The sequence below is a fragment of the Pseudozobellia sp. WGM2 genome, from assembly GCF_017810075.1.
Taxonomy (GTDB): Bacteria; Bacteroidota; Bacteroidia; order Flavobacteriales; family Flavobacteriaceae; genus JADNYK01.
Genome location: NZ_JADNYK010000003.1, coordinates 684,399 through 699,924, shown reverse-complemented (window position 1 = coordinate 699,924; position 15,526 = coordinate 684,399). Strand labels below are relative to the sequence as shown.

9 protein-coding genes are annotated in these 15,526 nt (G+C 40.6%); 7 read left to right on the top strand and 2 right to left on the bottom strand.

The features are described from left to right. The first annotated feature begins 44 nt into the window (after positions 1 to 44). From IV512_RS09795 to rhaM, 6 genes are all read left to right on the top strand, one after another. The gene (locus tag IV512_RS09795; RefSeq protein ID WP_209402828.1) at positions 45 to 2,495 is read left to right on the top strand and encodes a glycoside hydrolase family 31 protein; all 2,451 of its coding nucleotides are present in this window, start codon (positions 45 to 47) and stop codon (positions 2,493 to 2,495) included. A gap of 128 nt (positions 2,496 to 2,623) precedes the next feature. Beyond that, entirely contained in the window at positions 2,624 to 5,746 is a 3,123-nt protein-coding gene (locus IV512_RS09790; RefSeq protein ID WP_209402826.1) for a TonB-dependent receptor, read from the top strand. A 27-nt stretch (positions 5,747 to 5,773) separates the two neighbouring features. Beyond that, the gene (locus tag IV512_RS09785) at positions 5,774 to 7,273 is read left to right on the top strand and encodes a RagB/SusD family nutrient uptake outer membrane protein (RefSeq protein ID WP_209402824.1); all 1,500 of its coding nucleotides are present in this window, start codon (positions 5,774 to 5,776) and stop codon (positions 7,271 to 7,273) included. 166 nt (positions 7,274 to 7,439) lie between these two features. Continuing rightward, the gene (locus tag IV512_RS09780; RefSeq protein WP_209402822.1) at positions 7,440 to 8,828 is read left to right on the top strand and encodes a glycoside hydrolase family 105 protein; all 1,389 of its coding nucleotides are present in this window, start codon (positions 7,440 to 7,442) and stop codon (positions 8,826 to 8,828) included. A gap of 72 nt (positions 8,829 to 8,900) precedes the next feature. Beyond that, the gene (locus IV512_RS09775) at positions 8,901 to 10,208 is read left to right on the top strand and encodes a sulfatase-like hydrolase/transferase (protein WP_209402820.1); all 1,308 of its coding nucleotides are present in this window, start codon (positions 8,901 to 8,903) and stop codon (positions 10,206 to 10,208) included. An 18-nt stretch (positions 10,209 to 10,226) separates the two neighbouring features. Next, complete coding sequence (rhaM, locus tag IV512_RS09770) at positions 10,227 to 10,541, top strand: L-rhamnose mutarotase (protein WP_209402818.1); 315 nt, start codon at positions 10,227 to 10,229, stop codon at positions 10,539 to 10,541. A 22-nt stretch (positions 10,542 to 10,563) separates the two neighbouring features. On the opposite strand, the gene IV512_RS09765 is transcribed toward rhaM, so the two are convergent. Together IV512_RS09765 and IV512_RS09760 are read right to left on the bottom strand one after the other, a co-directional pair. After that, on the bottom strand, positions 10,564 to 12,060 hold the full coding sequence (locus IV512_RS09765; protein ID WP_209402816.1) for a rhamnogalacturonan acetylesterase: 1,497 nt from the start codon (positions 12,058 to 12,060) through the stop codon (positions 10,564 to 10,566). Between the two features lie 74 nt (positions 12,061 to 12,134). Then, entirely contained in the window at positions 12,135 to 13,181 is a 1,047-nt protein-coding gene (locus tag IV512_RS09760) for a GntR family transcriptional regulator (protein ID WP_209402814.1), read from the bottom strand. A 242-nt stretch (positions 13,182 to 13,423) separates the two neighbouring features. Here IV512_RS09760 and IV512_RS09755 point away from each other — a divergent pair, with 242 nt between their 5' ends. Then, positions 13,424 to 15,520 carry a bifunctional aldolase/short-chain dehydrogenase gene (locus tag IV512_RS09755; RefSeq protein WP_209402812.1) on the top strand — a complete coding sequence of 699 codons (2,097 nt, stop codon included), beginning with the start codon at positions 13,424 to 13,426 and terminating at the stop codon, positions 15,518 to 15,520. Positions 15,521 to 15,526: the final 6 nt, after the last annotated feature.

Here is a 15,526-nt window from a genome sequence, read left to right as displayed (position 1 = left end):
GCGACCTTCAATCAATATTTTTGATCGCACATAAATATATAGAAATGAATAAAATTACAAGCATACTATTTGTAATCACGCTCTTTATTTCCTTAGGAATTCACGCTCAGACCGGCTTGGGAGATTTTAAAAATTTGATTGAAGAAAAAGATAATACTGTCACTTTTAAAACTGAAAATGCGCTAGTTAAAGTTGAATTTTGTTCTTCTTCCATAGTACGATTTAGAACAAGTTGGAACGGTGATTTTGCGCCTAACGAGCATTGGATGGTAACCCAATATAATTGGCCGAAAGTCAACTACACCAATTCTGAGAGCGACAAGGCCTTTAGTTTGAAGACTGAAAATTTAATAATTACTATCAGTAAATCGCCATTTGCCATAACTATTGCTGATAATGAGGGCAAGGTATTGATGACCGAACAAAATAGCCAACAAAAATTGGGGGCTCTAAAAGCCGATGCAACTGTTAGTTCTACCAAAAAGCTATTTCCCGAAGAACACTTCTTCGGTTTCGGTGAACGAATGGACTATCTCGACCGTCGCGGTAAGAAATTACGTTTGAATGTGGGCCGTGGACAAGGCCGTCCGCACATTGTGGGTGCATACGATGTACTACAGGCGAATTATTCGCCCGTCCCCTTTTTTATGAGTACACGTGGTTACGGAGTTTTTCTACATAATGCGAACCCTACCGACTGGGATATGGGGCATAGCTCCGATGCTGCCTATAATTTTTCGGCCGAAGGGGGCGAGCTCGACTATTACTTCATTTATGGTCCCGATTTTCCTGCTATTCTAGATGGTTATACAGACATTACCGGCAAGGCGCCCATGTTGCCCAAATTTGCAATGGGTCTTCATGTGGGGACTTATAGTGGAGGCACTTGGGGTCATGAGGCGGAAACCTCTACCGACTATGTGGTAGGTTTAGCAAAAAAATTCAGGGAATTGAACATTCCTTTAGATGTGTTGCACTTAGATTCTACGTGGCGAATATTTGGTGAAAATGGGGGCACCGGTGCTACATCTTTTGAATGGAGGGATACTTTTAAAGACCCTGAAGCTATGTTCAAAGATTTGTATGCCCTTAATTTAAATATGGTCGGTCTACATTTACGGCCACGGTTCGATAATGGTAAAGAACTTCGTTTGTTAGATGAGGCTCGAAAAAAGGGATATGTCTACCCTGAAGAGAATAATCAGGGGGAATTTGTCAACTTTTTTGACGAAAAATCTGTTGATTGGTGGTGGAATAATGGTGTGAAACGGGTAGCCGACCAAGGCGCTATGTTTCTGAAAACGGATGAAGGTAGTGCTTTCGGCCATAAAGCCAATGAAAGCGAAAAGACAGGCCCTCAGGGCAAAGAAGTAAAGGCTTTACATAATCTTTTTCCCATTGCTTATGCCAAGGCACCGTATGAGAAGTTTGCAGAGTATAATAATATGAGGGGTATGAACCAGACCCGTGAAGGGTATGCGGGGATCCAACGCTACCCTTATATTTTTGCCGGAGATTGGCCCAGTGAATGGCAGTATTTTGAGCCGGTTATAAAAGCGGGACTTAACATTGGTCTTTCCGGTGTTGGTAATTGGGCACATTGTATGGGAGGTTTTGAACATGTGGCCGATCCAGAGCTTTATATTAGGTGGACACAGTTCGGGTTGATGAGTCCGATTGCACATTTGTTCGGTATGGAGCATCCTAATTATAAAGAACCATGGAATTATGGGGAAGAAGCCCAGCGAATATTCAAGCAATATGATGAATTCAGATATCGGTTGATACCTTATCTATATAGTACTTCCTATCAAAACCACAAAACTGGAAAACCAATCATGAGGGCCCTGGTATTAGATTATCAAAATGACATTAATGTATACGAAATTACCGACCAGTACATGTTGGGTGACAATTTAATGGTGTGCCCTGTTGTCACCAAAGGAGCTAAGACCAGAGTAGTTTATTTACCTAAAGGTAAATGGGTCGATTATTGGTCAGGTGAACAATACCAAGGCGGTAAGCATATTAGTGTTCTTTGCCCACTAGATAAAATGCCAATTTTCGTAAAAGCTGGCGGAGTATTGCCAATGCAAGAGGTAGTTAATTATGTGGGAGAGAAGAATATTTCATCTTATGATCTAGAAGTATACCCCGATGGTAATAGCACTTTTGAACTGTACCATGACGATGGTAGAAGTTTAAAGTATTCAGAAGGGGACTTTGCGATTACGAAAATTGAGGTTGATGGTAAAAATGCCGGAAAGACTTTAATAACGGTCAATTCAAGTACAGGTCCCTATAATGTGGGTGAATTGGCATACAATATTGGCGTTCATTTAGACAAGAAACCTACAGCCGTTAAGGTTAACGGTAACAGTCTGTCTATATCGACTGTTGACTTGACCAGTACAGGCGCTTTCTATACAAAGGGCAGGCTTAACATTCCGAATTTGAAAAACCAAGAGGCACAACGAATCGAGATTATAAAATAGATTTAATTATTTGAATAATAAACGATTAGGTGTGGTTGCAGGATACTACAGGATGCTTCCACCCCAATTATCAGATAATTTGCAATTGTAATTGCGTAATCGATTACCTTAACTAAAACTCACACTATATGAAATGCTACTATCTCCAGAAATGGCGTGGAATTCTGTTCCTGCTATTTTTTACATCTCTCAGTTTATTTGCTCAAAATCAGACAATTACAGGAGCGGTAACTTCCGTTGACGGGGAGCCTATACCCGGGGCCAATATCGTTCAAAAGGGTACTACTAACGGAACGGTTTCCGATTTTGACGGCAATTACACCATACAGCTCTTGGATGGTGAAAGTGATATTCTAATTTTTTCCTATATCGGATTCAAAACTTTAGAACAGGCCGTTGGCAATCAATCCACGGTAAACGTTTCCATATCCGAAGACTCTAAACTGCTTGATGAAGTAGTTGTTATAGGGTATGGATCCCAGAAGAAAACAAGTGTGACCGGTGCTGTTGCCTCTTTCACAGCTGATGGTCTTGACGAAAGACCGTTGGCTAGAATGGATCAAGCATTGGTAGGTCAATTGGCAGGTGTTAGGGTGAAACAAACTAGCGGTGTGCCAGGAGCGGGCTTTACTATTCAAGTGAGGGGCACAGGATCTATAAACGCCAGTAACGAACCGTTGTATGTTATCGATGGTTTTCCTCTAGATACTGAAGGGCAGCCATCCAACATAAATCCTAATGATATTGAATCCATACAGGTTCTGAAAGATGCTGCTTCAGCCGCAATTTATGGTTCGAGAGGTGCAAACGGGGTAGTGCTGATAACTACCAAAAAGGGCAAGACCGGTAAGCCGAATATTAGTTTTAATACCTATACCGGCTGGAATGAAACCGTAAAAAAATTAGATGTTCTCTCATCTGAGGAGTGGGTCGAAAGAGCAAAAGAACATATCGATTATTCATATGTGCGGAATTTTGGAGACCAAGGGGCCTCTGCGAGTGACACCAATGAACAACGTAGGATAATATCCGGTTTGGGTGCTGATGAGTTAAATACAGGTATTCTGTATGATGAGCGTTGGCTGCAACCTGGTCACCCTGGCCTTGACTATGTAGATTGGCAGGATTTATTTTTCCGTAAAGGGTTTGTTCAAAGTTACCAGTTATCTGCCTCTGGTGGCACCGATAATACTAAATACTATGTCTCAGGTGATTATCTTGATCAAGAAGGGGTTGCCATAGGTGTAAATTTTGAAAGGTTAAGCGTAAGGGCTAATGTAGAAGTAAAAGCTTCGGATAAAGTGAAATTCGGATTGAATATAGCGCCTTCTTATAATATTATCAAAGACCCAGGTGTTGAAGGTAAAGATGCGATTACGCATATTGTGGTTGGTCAGACTCCAGTGGTAGAATCATCAACAGGCGCTTTGAGAACCAACACTGGTGAATTTCCAGGATATGCCTATGCTTCTAGCCGAGTTAGCCCGATTGCAGAGGCTCTCAACGTCAAACGATCGACAAATCGATTTAGAAATTTAGCTTCTTTTTTCGTAGAATACCAATTACTGCCCAGTTTAACTTATAGAGGTAGTATCAACTCTGATCTTCAAATAAATACCTCTAATCGTTTTACCCCTTCTTTCGTTACAAGAAATAGAACCGCTAGCGGAGCCAAAAGTGGTGAAACAAGAACTTCTTTCGTAAATGAACATACTCTAAATTATAACACGGCTTTCGGTAAGCATAATGTAAATGTGTTAGGCGGGTATTCTTTGAACGTATTTAAGTTCGAAGACTATAGTATTAGTGCCACCGATTTTCCTTCGGATGAGGTTGAAACCATTAACGTTGCTGCAACAACTAGTGGAAGTGGTTCTGCCAGTAAAAATACTTTAGTTTCTTATTTCGGTAGGCTTCAGTACAATTTTGATGAAAAATATATAGTTCAAGGTACCCTAAGGCGAGACGGATCATCAAGATTTGGAGATAATACTAAATGGGGGGTGTTCCCTTCACTTTCCGTTGGATGGAGAATTGGTGAAGAGAATTTCTTAAAAGAAAGTGAATTGTTCAGTGAACTGAAATTGAGAGGTAGCTGGGGTATATCGGGTAACAATAATATTGGCAACTATGAACACATTGCGAATTTAAGCAACACCAACTACAGTTTCGATGGTAATCTGATAGGCGGCCAATCCCCAGGTAATTTTGCCAACCCTGATTTAAGTTGGGAAAAATCGGAAACCTATAATTTTGGTATGGATATAGGTCTTTTCAATAATCGAATATTTACTTCATTTGAATACTACACCAAGAGAAACACCGATTTATTACTAAACATTCCTGTACCTACGGCGAGTGGCTTTTCTACGGCATTGACCAATATTGGTGAAGTCTTGAATAAAGGATGGGAATTCGAACTTAGCACCAAAAACTTTACTAAGGGAGATTTTACATGGTCTACCGACCTTAATTTTAGTCATAATACCAATGAAGTCATAAAATTGGGACCCGACGACACGCCCATCTTAGGTGGGGCCTTCGATATCAACCATAACATTCTTGAGGTCGGAAAACCTATGTTTACACTTTATCTCGTGCAACAAGATGGCTTGTTGACATCTGAAGATATAGCAAACGGTGTTCCGCAATATAATGAGCAAGAGGCAGGCGACCCCAAATATGTTGATATTAACAATGACGGGGTGATTACTCCAGATGATAGAACCTATTCGGGCCACCCGAACCCAGATTATATATGGGGCATTACGAACACCTTTGGGTATAAAGGGTTTGACCTATCTGTTCAGGTTCAAGGGCAATGGGGTGGTAAGATTTACTCTACATTTGGCAGGGCGATGTACAGAACGGGCCAAGGTACGCCCGATAACCTTCTAGGAAGGGGCCGAGATAGATATATCTGGCAAGAAAATGCGGTCGTAACCGAGGCTGATGTGGCAGGATTAGAGCGTAAATCTCCTTCTAGTTTTGGAAGAATTAAAAATACAGATTGGCTTTACCCTAACGATTACTGGAGAATACGAAATATCACTTTAGGTTATGACTTAGGTTCACAGTTTGAATCGGAAATAATTACCGGTGCCAGAATTTATCTTTCTATGGAGAACTGGTTTGGTGGTGATAAATATATTGGTGGTTTTAACCCTGAAGCTGTGAATAACAGTGGTGACGATTATGGTGCGTTTCCTCTATCTAGAGCAGTAACCCTAGGTGTAAATCTAAACCTATAATTTTTTGATAATATTAAAAATAAACAGATGAAAAATAGAATAATAGTAGGTGTTTTAGCCCTATTGCTTTCAACTGCTTGTGAAGATGAACTTTATCAGGCCCCTATTTCGAATCGAAGTTCAGCTGAATTCTATCGAGATGCCGCAGACTTCGAACAAGCCATTGTTGGTGTTTACAATGCACTCAAGTATCATTCACAATCAAATTTTTACCTTTCGGAAGTCCGCTCCGATAATATTTATATAACAGGTTTGGCAGGAGTTAGAGATTGGATTCCTGTAACAAATTTTTCGAGAACCTTAGTTACGAACTCCCTAATGCAGCAGGCATGGGATGAACCTTACGTTGGTATATTAAGGGCCAATACTGTTCTTGATAAGCTGAGCCCTGATGTTGTGCCAGACGCGGCTACTCGAAATGCTATGGAAGGGGAGGTTAAATTTCTTAGGGCCTTGTTTTATTTTGACTTGGTCAGATTTTTTGGAGGGGTGCCAATTTTTGATGAAGTGCTGACACCTACGCAAGCCCTTGAAATTCCTAGATCGGCCCCAGCTGAGGTATATAATTTAATAGAAAATGACCTTATAGACGCCATTTCTATGCTTCCGCAAACCAGTTCAGCTGCCGGAAAGCCGTCTTCGGTAACAGCCAAGGCACTTTTGGCAAGAACATATCTTACTATGTCGGGTCCTGATTATGGAATAAGTGGACCCGGTTTGGGGGTAGATCGAAAATCAGAAGCCCTTGATTTGCTCAATGAGGTAATCGCAAGTGGACAATTCGGAGAAGTAGATGATTATGCTACTATATTTAAATCGGAATCTGAAAATAATGCAGATATAATATTTGCTATACAGAATATAAATGACGGTAATAGTGGGGATCGCGGAGTAGGTACGGTCTTGCCCACACTAATGTACCATGAATCATGGGCGCGTGTGAATTTGCCATTCGCAGGTGGTGTGCCCAGTGACGGTCTGATATTACCATCGGATCAACTTTTAAATTCTTACGAACCCAATGATACGCGTGATGATTTTTCGATTCTTCGTTCATGGGTCGATGCCAACGGTGCCACCAGCACCCAAGCAATGATTATAAAATTTATGGATCAAGAGAATCTTCCTGTCGATCGATTTAATTGGGGCACAGATTTTCCTGTTATACGCTACACCGATGTTTTAATGATGAAGGCTGAGATATTGATACAGACAGGGGGTAACCAAGCCGAAGTTGACAACATTGTAAATAATGTTCGTGAAAGGGCAGGTCTTGAGCCATTAAGCAATGTTGATTTAGAGATGCTTTTGGAAGAACGTAGAAAAGAGTTCTTTGCCGAAGGTTTGCGTTTTCATGATTTGGTAAGAACGGGTAAAGTTGTAGACGTAATCAATGAGTGGACTGCTGTTGATGATGAAGCGGGTGTTGTAAATTCTATGGAGCCTAATTTTATTATCTATCCCATTCATCAGAACCAACTTGATGTCAAAGAAGATTTATATGAACAAAATCCCGGATATAATTAAAAAACTCCGCTAAAAATCCAATATTTGTTGATATAGACATAGAGTCCTTACTAGTGATAAGGGCTCTTTGTGTTATTTAAAAAGGAAGGACCTGAAAAGCAGATTGCCATTTTCCTCAAAGAATTTAATAACTTACTCAACCTCAAAAAATAAATTTAAACGCATTATGAATAAAATTCTAGTTTCCAGAGTATTTCTAATTTTTTGTTTTGTTTCTTCTTTCATAGCAGCCCAACAACCGACCAATGACGTAACTACGCCCTTACACCTGATAAAGCCCGATTATGAAACGCCTTATGAAGTACCCAGCGAAAAGAATATTGTTGATGTGCTGGATCGTGTTTATAATTACCTCAATGCGGTAACTCCCGCTAAACTCGTTAATGGGGATGTTGAAGATATTGCAGATTACAAAAAAATTAAAAAGGCTAAAGAAACCTCTTTTAAACCAGGAGATTTTAGACTTACTAGCTATGAGTGGGGTGTGACTTATGCCGGCATGTTATTGGCCAGTGAAGCTACCGGAGATGAAAAATATGCTGAATACACCAATTCTAGATTAAAATTTTTAGTAGATATTCAGCCTCATTACGCAGAATTGGAAGAGAAAAACCCCGATTTGAAACATCCAATGAAAAGGGTGTTGCACCCTCATGCCTTAGATGATTCGGGTGCTGTGGCCGCAGCTATGATCAAAGCGAAAACTCGAGGTCTGAATGCAGATGTGGATCCGTTGATAAATAACTTTTTGAATTATATCAGCAAGAATCAATACCGCTTAGATGATGGTACTTTGGCCCGAAACCGACCCATGAAAAATTCGTTATGGTTAGACGATTTGTTCATGAGCGTACCAGCTTTGGCACAGATGGGTAAATATGCGAACGACGATGCCTATTTTGATGATGCGGTCAAGCAAGTTTTACAGTTCGCAGAACGTATGTTCAACGACGAAAAAGGGCTGTTCATGCATGCTTATATAGTAGGTTCTGAGCAACATCCAGAATTTTATTGGGGCAGGGCCAATGGTTGGGCCATAATGACCATGGTAGAGTTATTAGAAGTACTGCCTGAAAATCATAACGGCAGGGACGATGTGCTTAAATTGCTAAAAAAACACATTGAGGGCATTACACGGCTGCAATCAGGCATGGGACTTTGGCACCAATTGCTAGATCGTAATGATTCATATTTAGAAACTTCCGCTAGTGCAATTTATACATACTCCATTGCACGTGCTATTAATAAAGGTTACGTTGATGCCAAAGCCTATGGCCCCGCGGTAACCTTAGCTTGGAACGCCATTACTGAAAAAGTGAACGACAAAGGTCAAGTTGAAGGTACATGTGTGGGTACGGGAATGGGCTTTGATGCTGCTTTTTATTATTACAGGCCGGTAAATGTCTATGCCGCCCATGGCTACGGACCAGTTCTTTTGGCCGGTGCGGAAATGATTACGCTCTTGAAGAATAGCCACCCTATGTTAAATGATAGTGCTATTCAGTTTTATGACGAAGAGATAAAAACGGATGGCCCCATCTTCGGGGAAAATTAAATGTTCACGGTGAAATTTTTGTCTAAAATTAAGATAAACATATTAGGAGGCATACTGCTTATTGCTTTTTGTATGTTACTCGGCTGCGGAACCAAAACGAAACCGGAAGACACTGAAAGTCAGCGTGAGTTGCCCAATATTCTATTTGTAATTTTGGATGATGCCGGATGGAATGATGTTGGATACAACGGCTCGGAAATACGTACTCCCCATATTGATGAGTTGGCTAAAAACGGATTGCAACTTAATCGTTTTTATGTGGCCCCTACCTGTTCCCCCACGCGGGCGGCACTATTAACAGGTATGCCTGCTAGCCGACTTGGTATCTTGGCGCCCATAAGCGGTAAAGGTGAAAAAACCTTACCGGATAGTATTATCACCTTGCCCGCTCAATTAAAAACCATAGGGTATCAAACGGCTCTTTTCGGTAAGTGGCATTTGGGTTTGCAACCGGCCAACGGCCCGTCAGCGTATGGGTTCGATTATTCTTATGGTTTTTTACACGGTCAAATTGACCAATATTCGCATGAGTACAAAAACGGAGATCCAAGTTGGCACCGAAACGGAGAATTCATTTCTGAAGAGGGCCATGCCACCGAACTTATCGGAAAAGAAACCATTCATTGGCTTCGTTATAAACGGGATTCATTGAAACCATTTTTTGCTCAGGTGGCCTACAGTGCGCCGCATTTTCCACTTCAAGAACCAAAAGAATGGGTAGAAACCTATGCTGAAATTGAAAATGATTCTAGAAGAGATTTTGCTGCGGCCATGAGCCATGTAGACGATGATATGGGCAAATTATTGGCAGAACTGAAAGCTATGGAACTTTCGGAAAACACGCTGATTATTTTTATGAGTGACAATGGCGGAATGGAAAATTGGTACCCTGAAGAGCAGTATGAAGGTAAACACGGTCCGAACGATGTTCTGGGCGACAACACGCCATTACGTAATTGGAAGTCTAGCAATTATGAGGGTGGAATTCGCGTACCAGCAATAATCTCTTTAAAGGATAAGTTCAAAGCGGGTGTCTCCAATGAATTCATTTCGGTTACCGATTTAATGCCATCTATTTTAGAAATGGTCAATGCTGACATTCCTTCTAATGTGGAAGGCGCTGCCATATTTGATGATTTGGTCAATGGTGCACAGTTGAAAAACGAGATTTATATTAGGGGTCATAAACAGCAAAGTCTAATTAAAGCACCTTGGAAACTGGTCCGTACCCCTGGCCAAGGAAACCGATCGGCAGAATTTGAACTGTTTCATATTGAGAATGACCCTGAGGAAAGTAAGAACCTATCTGATATGATGCCTGATAGGGTAAGTGAATTGAAAAAGCTTATGGCAATACATATAAATCGTGACCAACTTTAACTCTTAAACCAAATCTAGATGTACAGAAATGCTTTTACCATGAAACTAAAACCAGGTTTTGAAGCTGAATATAAAAAGCGGCATGATGAGATATGGCCCGAGCTTTCTGAACTGTTAACAGCTGCCGGTATTCATGAGTATTCTATTTTTTTAGACGAGAAAACATTGACCCTTTTTGCCTTTCAGAAGTTAGAAGATGATTTTGACGGCACTAAAATTCCAGCAAACCCAATTGTCAAAAAATGGTGGGCCTATATGGCCGATATTATGGAAACCAACCCAGACAACTCACCTGTAGAAAATGGGTTGAAAGAAGTGTTTTTTATGAAATAATCTTAGGCTTCTTATTTCAAATTCAATAAAAGATATAATCGTGTAGTCCCGATTCCTTATCCTTTTTAAGTATTTCTGCAACGGCTTGGGCGTTAAAAAGAGCCCCTTCACCATTGGTATGGGTATGGTCTTTTGGGAAAAAAAGATTCACTTTTTCTTTTCCTAATAATTGGTAGCGTTTTGCAATTTCATTGCTCAGGTCAATAAAAGATACATTCTCGGTTTCAGCGACTTCTTCACACCATTTTATATAGGTTTCGCAACGTTGTTCTACTATACCATTGGGCCATTTATTTCTTGGGGTAAGGCTGAGAAGAATTGGTACTGCACCTTTTTGTTTAGTTTCGTTGAGCATCTTACGTAAATACCAACCGTAGGTATGAACGATTTCGGTCGAATCATTCTTGACGATTTCTTGTACATCTTCACCCGTGCCACTTAATGATCCCCGAAATTTTTCTTTGTCGATATTGCCCGTATCATTGTGCCCAAATTGAATCAACACAAAATCTTCGGCCTGAACTTCGTTTAGAACGTCATCCCAAAGACCTTCAGAAATAAATGTTCTACTACTTCTGCCACCGCGGGCATTGTTAAAAAAGTTCAACCTTGTAGTATCTACGAACTGTTCGAAGGGCACGCCCCAGCCAACAGCATTTTCATTGGCATTATCGGCCATAGTCGAATCACCGACCAGAAACAGGTTTTTCTTTTTGGGCAATGTAATTTGGGGGTAATCGGTCAGATGGTCTTCCATACCCGAATCGGTACTACGTATTTCGTTAATGACGATAGACGCGGCCAAAACGGCGCCGCGAACGGTCGTATGTGTATGGTCGCGCTCGTAAAAATAATTTCCGGTAACCCCAAGCTCTCCGATGTTCTCCATTTCTTGGGCCATTTTATCGTTTAGATCTATAAATGTTACGTCTTCTTGTTCGGCGACCTGTTTTGACCATAACCCATAAGAATCATTATTTCGACCTACCTTATCATTGTCCCATTTATTTCTAGGAATGGGCGATAACACAATAGGTATGGCACCTTTGTCTTTTGCTTCGACAATCATTTTTCTAAGGTACCATCCATAGGTATGAACGACCTCGTGCTTTCCCGTAAGCAAATTGTCAATTTCTTCTGATTTGTCATCGATACCATTGATGGTACCCCTGGCCCTAAAATCGTCATTAATGGGGCCGTCGTCGTTATGACCGAACTGAATCAACACGTAATCGCCTTTATTGAGTTTGTTGTAAACACTGTCCCAAAGTCCTTTGTCGATATAGGTACGGCTACTGGTGCCGCCTAGAGCACGATTTTCTACGTGAACTTCTGTACTATCAAGAAAATGTTCGATAAAATCTCCCCAGCCCCAAAGACCATGGTCACCATCGCCCTGCCCGTTTTTTACGGTAGAGTCGCCAACAGTATAGATTATGGTTTTTTTATTCGGAGTGAAAGAACAGGAAACAGCGCATAGTCCGATTAGGACTAGCGCAAATAATATGCGTAATCTCATTATGTGGGGTTAGGAATCCCAAAAATAAGTGATTTGTAAGATATTTTGCACTTTTTTTTAGTCGTACAAATTTGTTAGACCGAATTTCGCTCGATATAGCGAAATACATTTTTTACTTTTTCCTTTTTATTTTTGAGTACCATATAGGCGGCAGTTTCGCCCATGGCATTGAAATCGGTGCTGATAACAGTAATGCCTAGAAGCTCTTTAAGCGGCGTTTCGTTATATGAAATTATCCCAATATCGTTTCCTAATGTTAAATTTTTCTTTCGTACCTGACGTACTAAATTGACCAGGTCTGATTCTTCAATAATGATATAGGCATCTCGACTTTGCAGTTCCATATCCTCATAAATCTCACCTAATATTTCAAAGTCGAAACCTTGCTCGCCACAAAAACGTTTGAACCCACGCATAATACGTTTGGGGTAGGGGTATACCTTTTTTTCAGGGTATACCAGAATTAGCTTGTCGTATTTTGTAAGACGCTCTTTACCTTCCAATAAAGCCTCATAGATATCGTTTTCAAAATCTTGAAATAACGCTGCGTAGTTTCCATTGATTTCGATTTGCGAATTGTCAAGAACAATTAACCTGTTGTTCGGTATTTTATTCAGTACCGATATAACTTTATTGGTCGTCGAGGTGTGGTTTAGGTTTTCATCTTTGAAATGGGGCATGATGACATAATAGTCATATGCGCCTATATTGCGTTCTATATAGTGGGTGAATAACGATTCTTCGCAGTGGTAAATAAAGAGGTTAACATGTCCGTTTACCCCTAGCCCGTTGACAAAAGAATTATAAATACGCATTTTATATGAGCTGGGCTTGTTGACCAAAAAAAAGACATTGATTTTCGAAATCAAATCTGTTTTGGCAATGTAGTACCCTTTTCCCTTTACGGAAGTAATCGTTTTTTGCACTTTTAATTGCCGGTAAGCCTTTTCTATAGTATCTCTTGACAACAAAAGGTTTTCGCTCAGTTCGTTGATAGAAGGTATTTTGCTGCCGATGGGTAGGTCGCCCATGGCAATACCATCCATAATAGAATCAACCACCTGCATATATTTAGGTATACGAGAGGCTTCATTAATCTTTATGTCCAAAGTTTTTGACATAGGTTTTTTTAAAATCAATTTTCAGATTTAAAATACTTAAATAATTGCTTTCACCTCTTAAAACAAACTGTTGAAGTGGGTTTTAAAAGTAAACAAAAATTAAGGTAGAGCAATATTTACGGGCTGTTCTTTTATATTATTTCAAAGGTAACAGTACAGCACAGGATAGTCACAGAAAATGTAATATGTATTTTTGATGAAACGGTTAAAACAAACGGAAACCACATTATAAGATATAAGTTATGCAAAAGACATTTCAACATGTAAACTATCTATGGGACGAAAAAAAGGCAATCGAATTAGGCGACGATCAAGTTGCTCTTTTTCTGTATCGCTCTAATATTCTTGGTGCAGATTTGAGAATTACCAATTACGGTGGTGGTAATACCAGTTGCAAGACTATAGAAAAAGACCCGCTGACCAATGAAGAAGTAGAGGTAATGTGGATCAAAGGTTCAGGAGGTGATATTGGTACTTTAGATCGGGCAGGTATTGCAGGACTTTACACCGAAAGATTGAGAAATCTTAAGAATGTTTATGATGGTCTGCATGATGAAGATAGAATGGTAGGCCTGTTCAATCACTGTATATACGATTTAGATAGTAGGGCCCCTTCGATAGATACACCTTTGCATGGCTTGCTTCCCTTTAAGCATATCGACCATTTACACCCGGATGCTTTGATTGCGGTTGCCGCGGCAAAAGATAGCGAGAAGGTGACCAAAGAAATTTGGGGCGATACCATGGGTTGGGTGCCATGGCAACGACCTGGTTTTGATTTAGGCCTGCAGTTAGAGAAATGTCTGAACGATAACCCTGGTATTCGCGGTATTGTTTTAGGTAGCCATGGCCTGTTTACCTGGGGTGACACTTCTTACGATTGTTATATGAACAGTTTAGAAGTTATAGAAATGGCTTCGGAATATATCGCTAAAAAAATCAAGGAACAAGGTGAGGTGTTCGGCGGTCAAAAGGTACAAAGTCTACCGGCAGATGAGCGTAAAGACAGAGCTTCGCAATTAATGCCACTTTTAAGGGGCTTGTGTTCTTCAGAAAATAGAATGATCGGTCATTTTAGTGATACCGACGTGGTTTTAGAGTATATCAACAGTAATGACTTGGAACGATTGGCACCTATGGGTACCTCATGCCCCGATCATTTCTTGCGAACTAAGATTCAGCCATTGGTTCTTGACCTAGATAAGAATGAAGACCTAAGTAATGCAGAAGAGGTACTAAAAAAATTAGAGCCTGCCTTCGAACAATATAGAAAAGAATATGCCCAGTATTATGAGTCTTGTAAAAAAGACAATAGTCCGGCGATGAGAGACCCTAACCCGGTCATCATAATTTACCCGGGAGTTGGAATGTTCAGTTTTGCCAAAAATAAGCAGACCACTAGGGTGGCCAGTGAGTTTTATATCAATGCCATTAATGTGATGCGCGGTGCGGAAGCTATAACCGAATATACCTCGTTGCCAAGACAAGAAGCTTTTGATATTGAATATTGGTTATTGGAAGAGGCTAAGCTTCAGCGTATGCCGAAGGAAAAACCATTATCAAGAAAAGTAGCCTTGGTTACCGGTGGAGGTGGTGGAATTGGAAAAGCGATTGCCGATAAATTAGCCGCCGAGGGCGCTAATGTAGTATTGACCGATATTGTGGAAGATCGCTTGAAAGAAGGTGTGCAAACCTATAAGGGTGATACTGCTTCTTATGCGGTGTGCGATGTAACTAAATCAGAATCGATTGTGGCTGCCTACAAAAAGGCATGTTTAGATTTTGGAGGTGTTGATATAGTAGTGCATAGTGCAGGTTTGGCTATTTCTAAGCCGTTGACGGAAACTACTGAAAAAGACTGGGATATTCTTCAAGACGTATTAGTCAAAGGTCAGTTTGAATTGGCCAAAGAGGCCGTTAAAATCATGCGCTTACAAGGTTTAGGCGGCGATTTTATTAGTATCGCCAGTAAAAACGGATTGGTTTCGGGGCCGAACAATGTGGGTTATGGTACGGCAAAGGCCGCACAGCAGCATATGTCAAGACTTTTGGCCGCAGAATTGGGCGGTGAGAAGATACGAGTTAATGTGGTAAACCCCGATGGTGTGATCGTGGGCAGCAAGATATGGGAAGGCGATTGGGCCGAAGGCCGTGCCAAGGCCTATGGTATTACTGTAGAAGAATTGCCGGCTCATTATGCCAAAAGAAATTTGATGAACGAAATTATTTACCCTGCCGATATTGCAGATGGAGTATTTGCTTTTGTAGGGGTGCTTCATAAAAGTACTGGTAACATTATCAATGTAGATGGTGGTATGGCCAACGCTTTCGTTCGATAAATAATA